General features: G+C 68.3%; 21 protein-coding genes. 8 read left to right on the forward strand and 13 right to left on the reverse strand.

The features are described 5' to 3' along the window. Positions 1 to 20 precede the first annotated feature (20 nt). From AC07Q9_RS14500 to AC07Q9_RS14520, 5 genes are read right to left on the reverse strand one after another with little or no spacing between them, the layout of a single operon-like run. On the reverse strand, positions 21 to 1025 hold the full coding sequence (locus AC07Q9_RS14500) for a tripartite tricarboxylate transporter substrate binding protein BugD (protein ID WP_139703091.1): 1005 nt from the start codon (positions 1023 to 1025) through the stop codon (positions 21 to 23). A 30-nt stretch (positions 1026 to 1055) separates the two neighbouring features. Beyond that, on the reverse strand, positions 1056 to 1946 hold the full coding sequence (locus tag AC07Q9_RS14505; protein ID WP_495310292.1) for an HpcH/HpaI aldolase/citrate lyase family protein: 891 nt from the start codon (positions 1944 to 1946) through the stop codon (positions 1056 to 1058). Further along, entirely contained in the window at positions 1943 to 3124 is a 1182-nt protein-coding gene (locus AC07Q9_RS14510; RefSeq protein WP_495310294.1) for a CaiB/BaiF CoA transferase family protein, read from the reverse strand. Before AC07Q9_RS14510 ends, AC07Q9_RS14505 begins: the two co-directional genes overlap by 4 nt. A 17-nt stretch (positions 3125 to 3141) precedes the next feature. Next, positions 3142 to 4032 (reverse strand): HTD2 family dehydratase, encoded by an 891-nt coding sequence (locus AC07Q9_RS14515; protein ID WP_495310296.1) that lies wholly within the window; start codon positions 4030 to 4032, stop codon positions 3142 to 3144. A gap of 35 nt (positions 4033 to 4067) precedes the next feature. After that, positions 4068 to 5078 (reverse strand): tripartite tricarboxylate transporter substrate binding protein, encoded by a 1011-nt coding sequence (locus AC07Q9_RS14520; RefSeq protein ID WP_495310298.1) that lies wholly within the window; start codon positions 5076 to 5078, stop codon positions 4068 to 4070. Between the two features lie 92 nt (positions 5079 to 5170). Here AC07Q9_RS14520 and AC07Q9_RS14525 point away from each other — a divergent pair, with 92 nt between their 5' ends. From AC07Q9_RS14525 to AC07Q9_RS14535, 3 genes are all read left to right on the forward strand, one after another. Next, positions 5171 to 6082: a LysR family transcriptional regulator gene (locus AC07Q9_RS14525; RefSeq protein WP_495310301.1), complete on the forward strand. Its 912-nt coding sequence runs from the start codon at positions 5171 to 5173 to the stop codon at positions 6080 to 6082. Positions 6083 to 6677: 595 nt separating this feature from the next. After that, a complete protein-coding gene (locus tag AC07Q9_RS14530; RefSeq protein WP_495310302.1) occupies positions 6678 to 7106 on the forward strand; it encodes a hypothetical protein in 429 nt (142 codons plus the stop codon). 36 nt (positions 7107 to 7142) lie between these two features. Beyond that, the gene (locus AC07Q9_RS14535; protein ID WP_095745804.1) at positions 7143 to 7328 is read left to right on the forward strand and encodes a hypothetical protein; all 186 of its coding nucleotides are present in this window, start codon (positions 7143 to 7145) and stop codon (positions 7326 to 7328) included. Between the two features lie 112 nt (positions 7329 to 7440). Here AC07Q9_RS14535 and AC07Q9_RS14540 read toward each other — a convergent pair whose 3' ends face one another. Both AC07Q9_RS14540 and phaC read right to left on the reverse strand, forming a co-directional pair. Then, positions 7441 to 8619 (reverse strand): acetyl-CoA C-acetyltransferase, encoded by a 1179-nt coding sequence (locus tag AC07Q9_RS14540; protein ID WP_062480264.1) that lies wholly within the window; start codon positions 8617 to 8619, stop codon positions 7441 to 7443. A gap of 61 nt (positions 8620 to 8680) precedes the next feature. Continuing rightward, the gene (gene phaC, locus AC07Q9_RS14545; RefSeq protein ID WP_495310303.1) at positions 8681 to 10453 is read right to left on the reverse strand and encodes a class I poly(R)-hydroxyalkanoic acid synthase; all 1773 of its coding nucleotides are present in this window, start codon (positions 10451 to 10453) and stop codon (positions 8681 to 8683) included. A gap of 126 nt (positions 10454 to 10579) precedes the next feature. Between phaC and AC07Q9_RS14550 the strand changes: the two genes are divergently transcribed. Continuing rightward, on the forward strand, positions 10580 to 10888 hold the full coding sequence (locus AC07Q9_RS14550) for a hypothetical protein (protein ID WP_495310305.1): 309 nt from the start codon (positions 10580 to 10582) through the stop codon (positions 10886 to 10888). Here the strand turns inward: AC07Q9_RS14550 and pgeF are convergent. Genes pgeF through AC07Q9_RS14565 form a run of 3 tightly spaced genes read right to left on the reverse strand, consistent with a single transcriptional unit; the run spans position 10820 to position 13174 of the window. Next, the gene (pgeF, locus tag AC07Q9_RS14555; protein ID WP_495310308.1) at positions 10820 to 11572 is read right to left on the reverse strand and encodes a peptidoglycan editing factor PgeF; all 753 of its coding nucleotides are present in this window, start codon (positions 11570 to 11572) and stop codon (positions 10820 to 10822) included. The two genes, AC07Q9_RS14550 and pgeF, sit on opposite strands and share 69 nt — an antisense overlap. 14 nt (positions 11573 to 11586) lie before the next feature. Then, positions 11587 to 12225, reverse strand: coding sequence for a maleylacetoacetate isomerase (gene maiA / locus AC07Q9_RS14560; RefSeq protein ID WP_095745808.1), 639 nt, complete (start codon positions 12223 to 12225; stop codon positions 11587 to 11589). A 34-nt stretch (positions 12226 to 12259) separates the two neighbouring features. Next, the gene (locus AC07Q9_RS14565) at positions 12260 to 13174 is read right to left on the reverse strand and encodes a tetratricopeptide repeat protein (RefSeq protein ID WP_495310310.1); all 915 of its coding nucleotides are present in this window, start codon (positions 13172 to 13174) and stop codon (positions 12260 to 12262) included. Between the two features lie 154 nt (positions 13175 to 13328). Between AC07Q9_RS14565 and AC07Q9_RS14570 the strand changes: the two genes are divergently transcribed. From AC07Q9_RS14570 to AC07Q9_RS14585, 4 genes are all read left to right on the forward strand, one after another. Beyond that, a complete protein-coding gene (locus AC07Q9_RS14570; protein WP_489058527.1) occupies positions 13329 to 14030 on the forward strand; it encodes a fumarylacetoacetate hydrolase family protein in 702 nt (233 codons plus the stop codon). A 19-nt stretch (positions 14031 to 14049) separates the two neighbouring features. Next, positions 14050 to 14601: an NUDIX hydrolase gene (locus tag AC07Q9_RS14575; RefSeq protein WP_489058528.1), complete on the forward strand. Its 552-nt coding sequence runs from the start codon at positions 14050 to 14052 to the stop codon at positions 14599 to 14601. Positions 14602 to 14612: 11 nt separating this feature from the next. After that, positions 14613 to 15101: a CreA family protein gene (locus tag AC07Q9_RS14580; RefSeq protein WP_495310313.1), complete on the forward strand. Its 489-nt coding sequence runs from the start codon at positions 14613 to 14615 to the stop codon at positions 15099 to 15101. A 113-nt stretch (positions 15102 to 15214) separates the two neighbouring features. Then, positions 15215 to 15721 carry a murein hydrolase activator EnvC family protein gene (locus AC07Q9_RS14585; RefSeq protein ID WP_495310315.1) on the forward strand — a complete coding sequence of 169 codons (507 nt, stop codon included), beginning with the start codon at positions 15215 to 15217 and terminating at the stop codon, positions 15719 to 15721. A gap of 12 nt (positions 15722 to 15733) precedes the next feature. Here the strand turns inward: AC07Q9_RS14585 and AC07Q9_RS14590 are convergent, their stop codons facing one another. From AC07Q9_RS14590 to AC07Q9_RS14600, 3 genes are all read right to left on the reverse strand, one after another. After that, positions 15734 to 17359: a phospholipase D family protein gene (locus AC07Q9_RS14590; RefSeq protein ID WP_489058531.1), complete on the reverse strand. Its 1626-nt coding sequence runs from the start codon at positions 17357 to 17359 to the stop codon at positions 15734 to 15736. A gap of 146 nt (positions 17360 to 17505) precedes the next feature. Further along, positions 17506 to 17736: a hypothetical protein gene (locus AC07Q9_RS14595; protein WP_139703102.1), complete on the reverse strand. Its 231-nt coding sequence runs from the start codon at positions 17734 to 17736 to the stop codon at positions 17506 to 17508. A gap of 60 nt (positions 17737 to 17796) precedes the next feature. Next, on the reverse strand, positions 17797 to 18354 hold the full coding sequence (locus AC07Q9_RS14600) for a sigma-70 family RNA polymerase sigma factor (RefSeq protein WP_495310316.1): 558 nt from the start codon (positions 18352 to 18354) through the stop codon (positions 17797 to 17799). Between the last annotated feature and the right edge of the window lies 1 nt (position 18355).

An 18355-nucleotide genomic window follows, 5' to 3' on the forward strand; every position in this document is an offset into this window, starting at 1 on the left:
CCCGAGGGGCCGCGCCGCTCTCAATCCGCCTGCACCCCCGCAGCCCGGATCACCTTCCCCCACTTCTCGATCTCCGCCGCCAGGTGGCTGCGCAGCGCCTCGGGCGTGACCTTGTCCATCGGCACGGCCTCGGTGCTCAGCTCGGCGAAGCGCTTCTTCACGTTGTCGTCCTGCAGCGCGGCGCGCAGGGCCACGTTGAGCTTCTCGATCACGGCCGGCGGCGTGCCCTTGGGCGCGTACACGCCGTGCCACACCTTCACGTCGAAGCCCTTGAGGCCCTGCTCGTCGAGCGTGGGGATGTCCGGCATGCTCGACAGGCGCTTGGGCGTGGTCACGCCGAACACCTTCACGCGCTGGCCGTCCTTGATGACGGGCGCGGTCTGCGTGGTCTGGTCGCACAGCAGGTCGACCTGCCCGCCCATGAGGTCGTTGAGCGCCGGGCCTGCGCCCTTGTAGGGCACGGTCGTCAGCTGCACGCCGATCTGGTGCGCGAAGAGCATGCCGCACAGCTGCGAGACCGCGCCGATGCCCGCGTTGGCGAGCGAGACCTTCTCCTTGTTGGCCTTCACGTAGGCCAGCAGTTCCTTGAAGTTGTTGGCCGGGAAGTCCTTGCGCGACAGCAGGGTCATCGGCACGTCCATGACCTGGCCGACGTACTCGAAGTCTTTCAGCGGGTCGTAGTTGAGCTTCTTGTACAGCGCGGGCGCGGTGGCCATGCCCATGTGGTGGATGAGGATGGTGTAGCCGTTGGGCGCGGCCTTGGCCACGCGGGTCGGCGCGATGGTGCCGCCCGCGCCCACGGTGTTCTCGACCACCACGGTCTGCCCCAGCGACTTGCCCATGGGCACGGCGAGCATGCGCGCCACCACGTCGGTGGGGCCGCCGGCCGAGTACGGCACGACCATCACGATGGGCTTGTCGGGCCACGCGGCCTGCGCGGCGGCGGGCGATGCGGCGGCGAGCAGGCAGGCGCCCGCCGATGCGGCGATGAGGGCTTTCAGTTTCCAGGTCTTCGTTGCGTTCACTTCTTTGTCTCCTTTTGGTTTGTCTGTGGATCAGTGCGTCACGGATGAATCGCCCGGGCCGTGAACTGCGGCCAGCGCCAGCCAGCGCTCGGCCAGCCGCACCACGGGCCCGTCGACCATGCGGCCGTCGAGGCTCACGACGCCGCCGCCGGCCGCGCGCACGGCCTCGGTGACGCGGTGCGCCCAGGCCACCTCGTCGGCCGTGGGCCCGAGCGCGGCCTGCACGGGCGCGACCTGCTCGGGATGGATGCACAGCTTGGCGCCGAAGCCGCCGCGCCGGGCGCGCGCGGTGTCGGCGGCGAGGCGCTGCGCATCGCGCCAGTCGGGCGACACGCCGTCGATGGGCGTGGCCAGCCCGGCGCGGCGCGAGGCCAACACGAGCGCGAGGCGCACGGGCACCAGCTCGGCCTCGTCGGCGTCGCAGGCCATGCCGAGGTCGGCCTGGAAATCGAGGTGGCCGAAGGCCAGCCGCAGCACCTGCGGCGCACCCGCGATGGCATCGAGCGCTGCGAGTCCCGCGGCCGATTCGATGAGCGGCACCAGCACGGCCTTCGGTCCGACGGTCGTGGCGAGCCAATGCAACTCGTCGGCGTGCTCGGCCTTGGGCAGGACGATGCCGGCGATCAGGCCGTCGGCGATCCAGCCCGCCGCGCGCGCGCAGTCGTCGCCATGCCACGGCGTGCCGCTGGCGTTCACGCGCACGAGCAAGCGCCCTCGCCCTTCGGCGGGCAACGCCGCCAGCGAGGCGCCGAGCGCGTCACGCGACTCGGCCTTGCGCGCGGGCGCCACGGCATCTTCGAGGTCGATGATCACGCCGCCCGCGCCGGTCGCCAATGCCCGCGCATGGCGCTCGGGCCGGTCAGCGGGCACGAAGAGAAAGGCGCGCGCAAGAGCGAGCGCTTGATTGGCGGGCCCACTCATACCGCGCCGGCCGCGCGCAGCGCTGCAATCGCGTCGTCGCCGCGGCCCAGGCTGCGCAGGATCGCGTCGGTGTGCTGGCCGACCGCGGGCACCGGGTCCATGCGGTAGTCGAACGCACTCTGACGACCGGCGGGCAGCAGCGCCGGGATGTCGCCGGCCGGCGAACCCACCTGGCGCCAGCGCTCACGCGCCTGCAGCTGCGGGTGCGCCCACAGCCCGGCCATGTCGTTCATGCGCGCATTGGCGATCTGCGCCGCGTCGAGCCGTTCGAGCACCTGCGCCGCGCTGAGCGCGCCGAAGGTGTCGACGATGAGCGTGCGCAACGCCTCGCGGTGTTCGTTGCGCCGCGCGTTGCTGTCGAAGCGCGGGTCGGCCGCGAGCTCGGGGCGCAGCAGCACCTTGTCGCAGAAGGCACGCCACTCGCGCTCGTTCTGCAGGCCCAGCATCACGGTGCCGCCGTCGCCCGCGGGGAACGGGCCGTAGGGATAGATGGTGGCGTGCGAAGCGGCGCTGCGCGGCGGCGGCGGTGCGCCGTCGTAGGCGTAGTACATCGGGTAGCTCATCCACTCGGCGAGCGATTCGAGCATCGACACGTCGATGTGCGAGCCCTTGCCCGTCTTGCCGCGCTGGAGCAGCGCCGCGAGGATGCCGGTGTAGGCGTACATGCCCGCCGCGATGTCGGCGATGGAGTTGCCCGACTTGCACGGATCGTCGGGCGTGCCCGTCACCGAGAGGAAACCGGCCTCGCTCTGAATGAGCAGGTCGTAGGCCTTCTTGTCGCGGTACGGGCCGTCTTCGCCGTAGCCCGAGATGTCGCAGACGATGAGCGCGGGGTGCTTCTCCTGCAGCACCTGCGCGCCCAGGCCCATGCGCGCGGCGGCGCCGGGCGCGAGGTTCTGCACCAGCACGTCGGCACCGGCCACCAGCTCCTGCAGCACGGCGAGCGCGGCGGGTTGCTTCAGGTCGAGCGTGAGGCTTTCCTTCGAGCGGTTGACCCACACGAAGTGCGAGGCCTCGCCGTTCACGCGCTCGTCGTAGGCGCGCGCAAAGTCGCCGCCGCCGGGGCGCTCGACCTTGATGACGCGCGCGCCGAGGTCGGCGAGCTGGCGGGTGCAGAACGGCGCCGCGATGGCGTGCTCGAGCGAGATGACGGTGATACCGTCCAAGGGTCTTGTCATGGGCGTCTTTCTTTGCGTCAGGCGAGCACGGCCGTGGCCTGCATCGTGAGCCAGCCGTCGGCGTCTTCGCCCCACAGGCTGAAGGTCTTGCCGTCGGCGCTGCCTTCGGCGGGCTTGCCGTGCACGCGGAACGGCGCGATGTCGAAGGTCGGGCGCACGGCGCGGAACTCGAAGCGCGCGAGCTGCGCATCGGCCGGCGCGTTGCGGCGCAGCAGGTCGACCAGCAGCGTCGCGATCAGCGGCCCGTGCACGATGAGGCCCGGGTAGCCCTCGACCTGCGTCACGTAGCGGCGGTCGTAGTGGATGCGGTGGCCGTTGAAGGTCAGCGCCGAGTAGCGGAACAGCAGCACGTCGTCGGGCACGAGGTCGCGGCTGAAGGTGGCGTCCTTCGGTGCGGGCGTGGGCGGCGGCGTGGCCTCGCCGGGTGCGGCGGCGGCGCGGTAAACGATGTCGTGCTCTTCGGTGAGCGCCAGCCCGCGCGCGTTGCGCACCTCATGGCGCACCAGCACGAACACCAGCTCGCCCGTGCGGCCGGCCTTGTGCGTGACCGAGGCGATGGTCGAGGTGCGCTCGACCGCATCGCCCACCAGCAGGGGATTGCCCGGCTCCCACGTCAGCCGGCCACCGGCCCACATGCGGCGCGGCAGCGGCACGGGCGGCAGGAAGCCGCCGCGCTTGGCGTGGCCGTCTTCGCCGATCTCCGACTGGCGGTGGTGCGGCAGGAAGTAGAGCCAGTGCCACAGCGCGGGCAGGCGCGTGCCCGCCTCGGGCAGCGGGTCGTCGCGGTCGAGCGTGGCGGACAGCCCGCGCACAGGCGTGGCCGTGAGGTCGTCGCGCAGCGTTTCGGTGCGGCCCTGCCAGGCCTGCAGGCGCGCGAGGGCTTCGGCGTCGATCAGGGGAGAAGTCATGTCGTGTGTGTCGGGAAGAAGGATGAGTGGCGCGGTCAGTCGACCGCGGCGCCCGAGGCCTTGACGATGCGCGCCCACTTGGCGAGGTCGGCATGCAGCAGCGCCGAGAACTGCTCGGGCGAGGTGGGCGCGGCGATCTCCACGCCCTGCTGGTCGAGCTTGTCGCGCAGGTCCTTGGCCGCGAGCGCCTTGCGCGTGGCGTCTTGCAGGGTGGCGAGCACGTCGGCCGGCACGCCCGCGGGCGCGAACAGGCCGATCCACAGCGTGCCGTTGTAGCCCGGCACCTGCTCGGCGATGGCGGGCACGTCGGGCAGCACGGGCGAGCGCTTCTCGCCGCTCACGGCCAGCGCGCGCAGCTTGCCGGCCTTGATGTGCGCCAGCGCCGAAGGCAGGCTCGCGAACACGATGGGCAGCTGCCCGCCGAGCACGTCGTTGAGCGCGGGCGCCACGCCCTTGTACGGCACGTGCTGCATCGAGATGCCGCCCATGCTGTTGAGCATTTCGCCCAGCAGGTGGTTGAGCGTGCCGTTGCCGGCCGAGGCGTACTGGTAGTTGGCGCCCTTCTCGCGCGCCAGCTTCAAAAATTCGGCGAAGTTCTTCGCGGGGAACGACGGGTTCACCAGCAGCACGTTGGGCACGGCGCCGACCAAGCCGACGGGCTTGAAGTCTTTCTCGGGGTCGAAGCCCGGGTTCTTGTACAGCGCGGGGTTGATGGCCTGGCTGCTGCTGATCGTCATGAGCAGCGTGTAGCCGTCCTTCGGGCCCTTGGCGACCAGCTGCGTGCCGATGTTGCCGCCCGCGCCGGGGCGGTTGTCGACCACCACGCTGGCGTTGTTCAACACCTCGCCGAGCTTCTGGCCGACGAGGCGGCCGACGATGTCGTTGGTGCCGCCCGCGGCCTGGGGCACGACGAGCGTGATGGGGCGCGAGGGATAGGTCTGGGCGGTGGCCGGGTTGGCGGCCAGCAAGGCGGTGGCGGCGAGGCCGAAGGCGATCAGCGCCTTGGTGCGAAGCCGCAAGGCGGGGGTGGTGTCGTGTGTCTCCATGGCCGCATGGTCTTCTGCCCGCCCCGCCGGCGCAATCTGCGATTTCGGAAGCCAGGCTTCTGAAATTCCGAAGGCTTGACTACCATCGCCCCATGCTCTTCGACCTCACCGACCTGCGCCTGTTCGTGGCCACGGCCGAGCTCGGCAACCTCACGCGGGCGGCCGAGCGCCAGCACCTGTCGCTGGCCGCGGCCAGCGCGCGCATCAAGGCGCTCGAGACCCAGGCCGGCCTGCAGCTGCTGCAGCGCGAGGCCCGCGGCGTGCGCCTGCTGCCGCCGGGCGAAGCCTTCCTGCACCACGCCCGGCTGGTGCTGCACCAGGCCGACCAGCTGCGCGCCGACCTGCTCGAGTACGGCGGCGGCCTGCGCGGCCACCTGCGCGTGTTCGCCAACACCACGGCGGTGACCGACTTCCTGCCCGAAATCCTGCCCGGCTTCCTGGCCGCCAACCCGCGCATCAACGTCGACCTTCAGGAAAAACCGAATGCTCAGATCCCGCGCGGCGTGCGCGACGGGCGCGCCGACATCGGCATCGTCGCGGGCCAGATGGACACGCTGGGCCTGGACACCATCCACTTCAGCACCGACCGGCTGGTGCTCGTCACCTCGCGCCAGCACCGCTTTGCGCGGCGCCGCCGCATCTCCTTCGCCGAGACGCTCGACGAAGACGCCATCGGCATGCAGCAGGGCAGCACGCTGCAGGCCTTCCTGGGGCAGATCACCGACCACCTGGGCAAGCGCCAGAAGCTGCGCATCCAGCTGGGCAGCTTCGACGCCATGTGCCGGATGATCGGCAGCGGCGTGGGCATCGGCGTCGTGCCCGAGTCCGCGGCACGGCGCAACCAGGAGAGCATGCAGCTCGCGCTGGTCGAGCTCAGCGACCCCTGGTGCGTGCGCGAGCGCTACCTGCTCGTGCGCGACCGCGCCGCCCTGCCCGTGTACGCCCAGGCGCTGGTCGAGACCTTGTGCAAGCACTACGCCGAGGCGCAGGCCGAAACCGGCTGACGGCCGGATTTCCGGCTAAAAACAGGCACTTGCAGGCGGCTTGTGAGAAACCCGATGTCTTCCCCATTTTCTGTGCACAACTTTGGGGGTAAGTCAGGGGCAGCGTTGTAAAGCGATTGCAAGTCGTTGTTTTATAAAGGGAATAGTTAGTCTGCTTAAAATTTTTGCAGTGCACAAGTCTGGCGGTCGATGGGTCCCAAAATGGCTCTAAAACAGGAAAGTCAAGCGAAAAAACAGGGGGTTGCCTGTGCTAGGCCGCCCTTTGAAACCAACGACTTGCCGCCGGTTGTGAAGAAGTCCGCTTCAATCCCCACTTTCTGTGGGCAACTTTGGGGGTAACTGGGGTGGAGCTTTGTAAAACGAATGCAAGTTGTTGTTTTACAAAGGGATTCCACACATTGCTCAATTTTTGAGCGGTGAACAAGAGCGGCGGCCCGTGGCGGATGGCGAGGGCCGCAGGCGTTCGAATGAATCCAAAGGTTCTCATCGCCCGCAAATTTGATCGGCAAGGTGCGAACTGCCGGCTTCAAGGCATGGCTTGGGCGACGGCCGCTACAGTCGGGCACGAGCAACCGTTCGGATGCGGAGAGCACAAATGCAAGGTGTTGGCGAACTCATCGACCGCTGGAAAGCAGAAAAACTGACGCTCGTGCCGCCGGCACCGAAAGCACAGATTCTCGAAACTTTCGAAAGCTTGGGATCGACTGCAACAGCAGACGTCATCGCTCTCTACACCTCGCTGGGCGGCATGCGCGAGATGGACAAGGCGTTGTGGCGCCTTTGGCCACTCGAGGAAATCAAGGCCGAAAACTCCGAACTCTCCTCTCACGGCGTGCTCTTCTCGGACTACCTCATCTGCTGCTGGTGCTACAGGCTGAAGGCGAACCCGGACGGCACCAGCTCGGTGCTGGAAGATCGCTTCGATGGATCAGAGCCGCGCCTGGTGGCAAGCACGCTCGAAACGTTCTTCCATTCCTATCTGGCCGACGCCACGCGTTTGCTCGATGGCGCTGCACTCGATTGACGCCTGCGAGGCAAAGACATTCGCAGCAGAGAAACCATGCTCGAAGCCCTCAGCTCCCCCTGGTCCTGCCTCGGCGCCGTCGCCGGGCTGCTGATCGCCCTGCTGGTTCACTGGCTGGCACCCGCCGACATCGACACGGTGCACGCCGGCGCATGGCTGGTGGGCATCGGCTGGCTCGCGGGCCTGGCCTGGGACCTCGTGGATTCGGACCGGTCGAAGTAAGCCGCACGCGAAACCCGCAAACAGCGCGCACAAAAAAGGGAGGGGAGGCATTGGCCCTTGCGAGCCCCTGCCTCCCCTCCCCTCCCCGTACCGGTTCACCCGGTGATCAGGCTCAGCGCTCGATCGTCAGCGCCACGCCCATGCCGCCGCCGATGCACAGCGAAGCGATGCCCTTCTTGGCGTTCTGGCGCTGCATTTCGTGCAGCAGCGTCACCAGGATGCGGCAACCCGACGCGCCGATGGGGTGGCCGATGGCGATGGCGCCGCCGTTCACGTTCACCTTGTTCACGTCCCAGCCCATTTCGCGGTTCACGGCGCAGGCCTGTGCGGCGAAGGCTTCGTTGATCTCGAGCAGGTCGAGGTCGGCGGCCTTCCAGCCGGCGCGCTGCAGCGCCTTCTGCGATGCCGGCACGGGGCCCATGCCCATGATGGTCGGGTCGAGGCCGGCGGTGGCGTAGCTGGCGATGCGGCCCAGAGGCTTCAGGCCCAGGGCGGCGGCCTTCTTGGCCGTCATGACCATCACGGCGGCGGCACCGTCGTTCAGGCCCGAGGCATTGCCCGCGGTCACGCCGCCGGCCTTGTCGAAGGCGGGACGCAGGCCGGCCAGCACTTCGGCGTTGGTCTTGCGGTTGATGAACTCGTCCTGGTTGAAGACGATGGGGTCGCCCTTCTTCTGCGGAATGCTCACGCCGACGATTTCGTCCTTGAACTTGCCGGCGTCCTGCGCGGCGGCGGCCTTGGTCTGGCTGGCCAGGGCCAGTTCGTCCTGCGAGGCGCGGTCGATGTTGTACTTCTTGGCCACGTTCTCGGCCGTGATGCCCATGTGGTACTGGTTGTACACATCCCACAGGCCGTCGACGATCATGGTGTCGACCAGCTTCCAGTCGCCCATGCGCTGGCCGTTGCGCGAGTTGGGCAGCACGTGCGGCGCCATGCTCATGTTTTCCTGGCCGCCGGCAATGACGATCTCGGAGTCACCCGTGGCCACGGCCTGCGCCGCCAGCATCACCGCCTTCAGGCCCGAGCCGCACACGGCGTTGATGGTGAGCGCCGGCGTTTCCTTGGTGCCGCCGCCCTTGAGCCAGGCCTGGCGCGCGGGGTTCTGGCCGGCACCGGCCGCGAGCACCTGGCCCATGATGGCCTCGCCCACCTGGTCGGCCGTGAGGTTGGCGCGCGCGATCACTTCCTTGATCACGAGGGCGCCCAGCTCGGTGGCGGGAATGCCGGCGAGCGAGCCGCCGAATTTGCCGACCGCCGTACGCGCAGCCGAAACGATGACGATGTCTTCCATGAGGTTCTCTCCGTTGAGGTGATTTGAAATCGGTTGCGATCTTGCGGGCGCTGGCGCCCGTTCAGGCCTTGGCCTTCACGTAGCGTCCCGGCGCCGGTTCGATGGCCTTGTAGGCCTTGCCGTTGCCGTAGCCCTTGGGCGCGGGGATCTGCTTGCCCGCGTGGCCCTTGAGCCATTGTGCCCAGTCGGTCCACCAGCTGCCCGGCTGCTCCTGCGCGCCGGCCAGCCATTCGGGCTGGGTCTTGGGAAACTTGCCGTCCTCGCGCAGCCAGTGGCTGCGCTTGTTCTTGGCGGGCGGGTTGATCACGCCGGCGATGTGGCCCGAAGCGCCCATCACGAAACGCTTCTTGCCCGTGAGCAGTTGCGTGGAGGTGTAGGCGCCGCCGATGGGCACGATGTGGTCTTCGCGCGAGCCGTAGATGTAGGCCGGGATGTCGATCTTGCCCAGGTCGATCTTCTCGCCGCAGACGGTGAGCGCATTCGGCTTGGCCAGCTTGTTCTCGTGGTACGTGTTGCGCAGGTACCAGGCGTAGAACGGGCCCGGCAGGTTGGTCGCGTCGCTGTTCCAGTACAGCAGGTCGAAGGCCGGCGGCGTCTCGCCCTTGAGGTAGTTGCCGACCACGTAGTTCCACACCAGGTCGTTCGGGCGCAGGAAGCTGAAGGTCGAGGCCAGGTCACCGCCCGGCAGCAGGCCGCCCTTGCCCAGCTGCATCTCGCGGTACGCCACCATGGGCTCGTCCACGAAGATGTCCAGGATGCCGGTGTCGCTGAAATCGAGAAACGTGGTCAGCAGCGTGACCGACGCGGCCGGCTTCTCGCCGCGCGCCGCGAGCACGGCCAGCGCGGTGCTCAGGATGGTGCCGCCCACGCAGAAGCCCAGCGTGTTGATCTGCTTGCTTCCGCTGATCTCCTGCACCGTGTGAATCGCCTTGATGGCAGCGTTCTCGATGTAGTCGTCCCAGGTGGCCTGGGCCAGCGACTCGTCGGGGTTGCGCCAGCTCACCACGAACACGCGGTGGCCCTGCTCGTTCGCATAGCGGATGAGCGAGTTGTCGGGCTGCAGGTCGAGGATGTAGAACTTGTTGATGCACGGCGGCACCAGCAGGAACGGCCGTTCGTACACCTTGGCGGTGAGCGGCTTGTATTCGAGCAGCTGGAAATAGTCGTTCTCGAACACCACGGCACCTTCGGTGGTGGCCACGTTGCGCCCCACTTCGAAGGCGCTCTCGTCGGTCATGCTGACGTGGCCCTGCTTCATGTCGTGCAGCAGGTTCTGGATGCCCTTGGCGATGCTCTCGCCCTGGGTGTCGATGGCTTTCTTCTGCGCCTCGGCGTTGAAGGCGAGCGAGTTGCTGGGCGACGCCGCCGCCATCCACTGCTCGACCGCGAAGCGCAGGCGCGCCTTGGTCTTGTCGTCGGCGTCGATGGCCTCGGCCATGCGCATCATGGTGCGGCCGTTGAGCAGGTACACCGCGGCCGAGAAGGCGGCCATCGGGTTGCTGCCCCAGGCCTCGGCGGCAAAGCGCTTGTCACCCTCGGGGCGGGCACCGAAGCCGCGGCGCCACAGGTCGGTGGCATCGCTCAGGTACTGCTGCTGGATGGACTGCAGCTGCTCGGGATCGATGGAGAACTTGGGCAGCTCGGGCATGGCGGCTGCGCCCGGGAATTGCGCCATTTGTGGCAATTGCCATAGCGGCGTGCCGCCGACGTCGAAAGCGGCGGAACCACCTGGGCCCCCAGCTTTCTGGAAAGCCTCCATGGCCTGGGTCCAGCCCTGCGTGAGGGCTTTTTGAAAGGGCGCGAACGCATCGGCCCCCGTGTCTTGTTGCTTCATCATGTCTCCTGGCCGTGGCCTGGGTCGATACGAACGGATGGCTTGCGTGTTTTGAGTATGCTGCATTCGCAAGGCACTCACAACGCCGCGCTTTCACTAATCCCTTGAAACAAAACGTCTGCGCCTGTGTTCATCCATTTGATCGTGATCGGCTGGCTCTATGTGGCCGTGATGATGGCGGTGGCCGAGGCCACCCACACCACGGGCACGGTGCTGGGCGCCATCTTCACATTTCTTCTTTACGGCCTCGCGCCGGTGGCGCTGGTGATCTACCTGATGGCCACGCCGGCGCGCCGGCGGGCGATCAAGGAACGCGAGGCACAGGCCCAGGAAGCCGCCCGTCGCGCCGCCGCGGAGGCTGCGGCTTCAGACCTTCCAGACCAGCGCGGCGAAGCGCCCGCTGACGCCGTCGCGCCGGTGCGAAAAGAACCGTGACGGCTGCGCGACGGTGCACCACGCATCGCCGCTGTCGTTGCCGTGAAGCGACGCGACCCCCACTGCACGCAGCCGCTGCCGCGCCAGCGCAGGCAGGTCGGCCAGCCACTTGCCTTCGGCCGCCGCAGGCGTGAAGCACGACGCCGCCTCGGGCGACTGCGCCTCGAAGGCGGCCTTGACCTCCGCCCCCACCTCGAAGGCCTTCGGGCCGATGCAGGGCCCGAGCCAGGCCATGAGACGCGGCGCGTCTTCATCCTGCGCGAAGGCGCGCACGGTCTGCTCGAGCACGCCGCCGGCCAGCCCGCGCCAGCCCGCATGCGCGGCGGCCACGCGGTGGCCGCGTTCGTCGGTGAAGAGCACGGGCAGGCAGTCGGCCACCATGACCGTGCAGGCGCGTTCGGAGGTCGTGGTGGTGCAGGCATCGGCGACGGTGCCGTCGTGCACGGCATCGTCGAGCGACACGAGCCCCGTGCCATGCACCTGCTGCAGGAACACCGGCTGCGTGCCGATCGCCTGCTGCAACCGACGGCGGTTCTCGGCGACGAGCGCGGCATCGTCGGCCACGTGGTCGCCGAGGTTCAGGCTCTCATAGCGCCCGGTCGACACCCCGCCGTCGCGCGTGGTGCACAGCGCGCGCACGTTCGGCGGCACGGGCCACTCGGGCACCAGCCATTGCGGATTCATCGCGACGTGCCGGCTCAGGGTTCCGCGTCGGGCGACTGCGAGGGCTGCGCGCGCTGGAAGGCGTCGAGCTTCATGCAGGCGTCGAAGGCGGCCATGGTGCGCGGCAGGCCGCTGAAGTCGCAGTCGAAGCGGCGGCCATTGAAGATCTGCGGCACGAGGCAGCAGTCGGCGATGGTGGGCGTGTCGCCCCAGCAGTAGGTGCCGCCCGGGTGCTGCGCGAGCTGGCGCTCGAACGACAGCAGACCGTCGCGCACCCAGTGGCGGTACCAGGTGTTCTTGGCTTCGTCGTCGACCTTCAGTTCCTTCACGAGGTACTTGAGCACGCGCAGGTTGTTCAGCGGATGGATCTCGCAGGCGATCGACTGCGCCAGCGCACGCACATGGGCGCGGCCCACGGGATCGGTCGGCAGCAGCGCCGGCTCGGGGTGCGTTTCGTCCAGGTACTCGATGATGGCCATCGACTGCGAGAAGCGCTCGCCTTCGTCTTCGAGCAGCGGCACGAGCATGTCGGCCGAGATCGCCGAGTACGGGCCGGTGCGGTGTTCGCCGCGCGCGATGTGCACGGGCACGTAGTCGTAGTCCAGGCCCTTGAGGTTCAGGGCGATGCGGACACGGAACGAGGCGGAGGAGCGGAAATAGTTATGCAGCTTCATGATTTCTCGAGGATAGCGCCCTTGGATTTCACCTTCAGGAGCGGGGTGTGGCCGGGAGCACGCAGCGGAAGTCGTGCAACCGGGCTTCGGGGTGTTCTTGCTGCCACGCATCGAGCAGCTCGCGCGCGGCGGCCTCCTCGCGCGAGGCGATGCCCAGGCGCCACGGCCCGAGCGTGCCGGGCGCCTCGTCGGCGCCGTGGTTGTGCCGACCCTCGCCGAAAGGGCGGCCTTCGGAGCAGGCGCGGCAGAGCATCTCCATGCTGTCGGTCCAGTTCTCGGCGAAGCCATCGGCGGCCTTGAAGCGCTGCACCAGCGCCTCGATGTCTTCCGAGCTCACACCTTCCACCGAGACCTCGTAGGTCGCGTGCGCCGACGGCGCAATCAGTTCCAGCGCATCGAACACCGGCACCTCGCGCTCGCCGCGCAACCGGTAGCCGTTGGGCGCGCCGTCGTGCAGCACCAGGTCGCCGTAGCGGTGGCCGCAGGCGGGCGTGGGCACGTTGCGCAGGATGGCGCGCGCCGGGTCGATGCGGTCGGCCCACACCACCTCGGTGCCTTCGTCGCCATGCACGCGGATGGGCGTGAGACCGACGAAATAGTCGACCGGCCCTTCACCCTCGGGGATGCCGATGCCGTACTGGCGCCACGCGCGCCGCGCCGTGGGCCAGTCGCCCAGCGCGGTGGCCGCGATGCCCAGGTTCCACAGCGCGCCTTCGTTGCGCGGCTCGCACTGCACGGCGCGGGCGTTGGCCTGCAACGAGGCGGCCCAGTCGCCGCGGTACTTGTGGATGAGCCCGGCGTTGTACCAGGGCGCCGCCCAGTAGGGATGGATGGCGCTGGCCTGCGCGTAGGCGGCCAGCGCGCCTTCCTGGTCGCCGGCATCGTCGCGTTCGCGGCCGAGTTCGTTGAAGGCGGTGGCCTTGCCGGCTTTGCCGAGTCGGATGGGCATGGTGAAGCGAGAGAGAAAAGAGGTCGGGGAAACGCGCAGAAGCGCCTATTGTGGGCCGCCGCAAAATCCCGAGTCCGGCGTGCCGGCAAGCCCGTGCGGCCTCTGGCACACTGCCGGTCTCCCCTCCCGTTTCGCTGAAAAAGGACACCTTCCCATGGCTTCCGAGTTTGTTTTTGCCCCGCCGGCCACCGTTTCCGTGCCGGTCGTCGGTCAGCCCGCCCGCTTTCCGGTGCATCGCATCTACTGCGTGGGCCGCAACTACGAAGATCACGCCAAGGAAATGGGGTTCACCGGCCGCGAGCCGCCCTTCTTCTTCATGAAGCCGGCCGACGCGCTGGTGACGGTCGATGCCGGCCAGACCGGCACCATGGCCTACCCCACGCTCACGAAGAACCTGCACCACGAGATCGAACTCGTGGTGGCCATCGGCACCGGCGGCAAGAACATCAAGGCCGCCGACGCCCACAAGCACATCTACGGCTACGCCGTCGGCCTGGACATGACGCGCCGCGACCTGCAGAACGACATGAAGAAGCAAGGCCGCCCCTGGGACATCGGCAAGAGCTTCGAGCAGAGCGCGCCCATCGGCCCGATCGTGCCGGTGGCACAGGCCGGCAACGCCGAACAGGCCGAGATCTCGCTGCAGGTGAACGGCGAAGACCGCCAGCGCAGCACCGTGAGCAAGCTGATCTGGAACGTGGCCGAGACCATCGAGCACCTGTCGGCGGCCTGGGAGCTGCAGCCCGGCGACCTGATCTTCACGGGCACGCCCGAGGGCGTCGCGGCCGTGGTGGCCGGCGACACGCTGGTGGGCCAGGTGGCCGGCCTGCCCGCGCTGACCGTGAAGATCGTCTGACGCCAGGCGGTCCCGCTTCATGTTTCTTCGCGTACCCATCAAGCATTGCAAGAACTGCGGCACGACGGTGGTCTACCGCGTGCCGGACGACGGCGACACCAAAGAGCGCGCCGTCTGTCCGGCCTGCCACACGATCCACTACGAGAACCCGCTGAACGTGGTGGGCACCATCCCCGTGCTGGGCGACAAGGTGTTGCTGTGCAAGCGCAACATCGAGCCGCGCTGGGGCAAGTGGACGCTGCCCGCGGGCTTCATGGAGCTCGAGGAAACCACCGCCGAGGGCGCGGCCCGCGAGACCAATGAAGAGGCCGGCGCGAACTTCGAGATCGAGGGCCTGTTCGCCGTGATCAGCGTGGTGCGCGTGGGCCAGGTCCACATGTTCTATCGCGCGCGCCTGCTCGACGACCGCTTCGACCCGGGCCACGAGACGATCGAGGCGCGCCTGTTCACCGAGGAAGAAATTCCCTGGGACGAGATCGCCTTTCGCACCGTGCGCCAGGCGCTCGAACACTTCTTCGAAGACCGCAAGCGCGGCAGCTTCGACCGCGTCCACGAACTCAGCATCGTTTGAAAAATTCCCCCATGCTCAAGACCCTGCGCGCCACCCTCCTCTGTGGCGCCAGCCTCGGCTTCGCACTCGCGGCTTCGGCGGCCAAGGCGGACACGGTGGGCGAGGTCGACACGGCCTTCAAGCTCATCGGCCCCGACCACAAGATCGTGGTCGAGGCCTACGACGACCCCAAGGTCAATGGCGTCACCTGCTATGTCTCGCGCGCCAAGACCGGCGGCATCGCCGGTGCGTTCGGCGTGGCGGAAGACAAGGCCGAGGCCTCCATTGCCTGTCGCCAGGTCGGCCCCGTCAGCATCACGCAGCCGCTGCCCAAGCGCGAAGAGGTCTACAGCGAACGCCTGTCGGTGCTCTTCAAGCGCCTGCGCGTGGTGCGCATGGTCGACCCCAAGCGCAACACGCTGGTCTACCTGACCTACTCCGATCTGCTGATCGACGGGTCGCCCAAGAACAGCATCACGGCCGTGCCGGTCGATCGCGGCACGCCGATCCCGCTCAAGTGAAGGGGCTGCTGAAGGGCTCGGCGATGCGAGTTTGCTAGCATCGTCCGAGCGGCCGACACTGCGGTGTCGGCCTTCGACGGAACCCTCCGCAACGAATCCGTTCCAACAGCGTCATGCACCTTCAGACTTTCGTTTTACGTACCGCCGCCACGCTGCTCGTGGCCGGGGGCATTGCCGCCTGCACCACGCCCGGACCCACGCCGCCACAACAGCCTGGGCCAGGCGCAACGCCGCAGCCGCCACGCCAGGCGCTCTTCATCCGCCCTGCCGCCGGCACCACCGTGGGCCGCTTCGACGGCGTGCGCAACAAGGGCCTGGACATCGCGGGCAACCTGGGCGACCCCATCGTGGCCTCGGCCGACGGCCGTGTGGTGTACGTGGGGGGCGAGCTGCGCTCCTACGGCAACATGGTCATCGTGAAGCACAACGAGACCTTTCTTACTGCTTACGCGCACGCCAAGACCATCCTCGTGAAGGAAGGCGCCGTGGTGCGCCAGGGCCAGAAGATCGCCGAGATGGGCAACAGCGACGCCGACCGCGTGAAGCTGCATTTCGAGATCCGCAAGAACGGCACCGCCGTCGATCCCGAGCCGTACCTCAACGGCCGTTTGCAGCAGTAAACGTAAGAGCCGTTACAGCAGGCTTTCGGGCACCAGGGGCGCCAGCAGCTCCAGCCGCCAGCGGGCCCAGAAATGGGTTTCGGGCTCGGTGTGCAGGATGGTGTCCGCCCCGTCGCCCGACGCCGGGCTCACCCACTCGATGCCGCCGCGCGGCCCCAGTTGCAACTGGTAGGCGCCGTCCAGCCGCATGAAACCGATCAGGCTCGTGAGCTGCTGCGCAATCTGCGGGCTGAAGATGAAGATGCCGATCTCGGTGTTGTGCAACGCCGAGCGCGGATCGAAGTTCATCGAGCCGACGAACACCACCTGCTGGTCGATCACGGCCGACTTGCCGTGCAGCCGCCCGCTGGCCGAACCGTAGATGCCGAAGCGCTTGGTCTGCTCCACGCGCTTGGGACTCAGCTCGTACAGCTCCACGCCCAGCCGCAGCATCTGCGCGCGGTAGCGCCGGTAGCCGATGTGCACCAGCGACTCGTCGGTGGCCGCCAGCGAGTTGGTGACGATGGTGTAGCCCACGCCGTTGCCGCGCACGATCTGCATCGTCTCCATGCCGCCCCGCCCTGGGATCAGGTACGGCGTGGTCAGCAGCACCCCGTGCTGCGCGCCGCGCAGGTAGCGCTGCACGTTGTAGAGCACGCTGTCGGTCGCCTGGTCGGCCGGCAGCCCGCGCCCTTCGTCGGTGGGCGCCAGCGCCTTGGCGGGCGCGTCGGCATACGCCTCGGCGCGCGCCCAGCTCAGCGAGAGCTTGCCGGCATTGAGGTCCTTGGCCAGCGGGTTGTGGCCCAGCAGATCGGTCGATTCAGGCTCTTCGGGGTGCAGCGTCTCGGGCCCCGTGGTGAGCCGGTCGAAGCGCTCGCGCAGCGCCTGCGCCGACTCGTTGCCGCGCGGCACCAGCGACTCGATGGGGTACACGTACGGGCTGTTCCAGTACATGTCGAACAGCGACGACAGCCGCGGCACCACGGCGCCGGCCACCAGCGTGTCGATGTCGATGAAGTTGGAGCCGCCGTCGCGCAAAAAGTACTCGTTGGCGATGTTGCGCCCGCCCATGACCGCCATCGTGTTGTCGACCACGAACAGCTTGTTGTGCATGCGCCGGTGCACGCGGTCGAAGTCCAGGATCGACCACGCCCAGCGCGTGCCGAAGCGCGAGCGCCCGGCCGGGAACGGGTTGAACAAACGCACCTCGACGTTCGGGTGCGAGGCAAAGCTGGTGAACAGCGGGTCGGCGCCCGCGGTGTACAGGTCGTCCACCAGGAGGCGCACGCGCACGCCGCGGTCGGCCGCGTCGCGCAGCGTGCGCAGCAGGTAGCGGCCGGTCTCGTCGTTCTGCACGAGGTAGTACTGCACGTCGATGGAGCGCTGCGCGCGGCGCGCCAGCTCGATGCGCGCATGCAGCGAGAACTGCGGCATCGGCAGCAGGCGAAAGCCGCTGAGCGGCTCGCCCGGCGGTGCGGCAGCGCGCACGAGCCGGCCCAGCGCGGTGTCCGCGCCATCGGTGATGGCGCTCGAGGGCTTGCGCACCACCTCGGTCGGCAGGCCGGCGCAACCGGCGAGCACGAGCATCGCCAGGCTGCACAGCAGCCAGGCGAACCACCGGGCGCGCGGCACGTCAGCCCGGGCAAACAGGTTCTGCATGAACGACAGGAAATGGGGAGGGCAAGGGCACGGAGCGAAGGGAGAAAAACACCGCTGCCGCGCGGCGCAGTGCACGACCGCGCCCACGGGTGGCGGTTTCTACCATGCGCGGCGCCGGCGCGCTTTCAATGCCCCGCCGGCGCGTGTCAGTGCCCGCGCTCGGGCGACCACTGGCGCACGAAATGCTCCGCGCGCACGTTCGCGCGTGCCACGGCCGAGTCCCACGACAGCTGCTGCGTGATGACCAGGGCGCAGCGCGTGATGCCGTCCAGGCTCAGCGCCGCGATGCCGGCGTAAGTGCCCTTCGGCGTGCGCGTGAGTTCGAACCATCCCGTCCAGCCGTCTGGAACGTGGAGATCGAGTCGGGCCGATTCCATGATGAATTCATCATAGGCCTTTAGTTTTCATTTGCAAACATTGCATACAAAAGAGACCGCCTAGACATGCATGCCTGACCGGCGACCCGACGGCAGGCGTTGCATCGCCTGGCGCAGCGTGGAATCCACCCGCCGGAGCGACAGCCCGTGCCGCACCGCCACCTCGTGCCGCGTCAGCTCGTGCACGCGCAAGGCCACAAAGATGTCCTGGTGGCGGTGCGGCAGCCCCTGCATCGCGCGTTCGACCGCCTTCAGGTCGGAGCGCGCCTCGGCGATCAGCTCGGGCCCCGGCGCGTGGTCGGCCACCTGCGCGAGCGTGTCTTCCGCCTCGCCGGCGTACTGCCAGGGGCGCTCGGCGCGCAGGCGGTCCATCGCGGCATTGCAGGCCACGCGGAAGATGTAGGCCACGGGGTTCTGCAAGGTGTCCGTGAAGGCGGCCTCGCCCAGGCGCAGCCAGGCATCGTGCAGGCTTTCGCTGGCGGCGTCGCCACACCCCAGGTGCAGCGACAGCCGCCGGTGCAGCTGCGCGTAGTGCGCCACCAGCAGTTGCTGGACATCCGGTGGCGCAGGGGCGGCTCCCGCGGCATCGCCGCGGGGCAACAGGCAGACGTGCGACATG

It is taken from the genome of Variovorax sp. GW821-FHT09A10 (assembly GCF_059418385.1).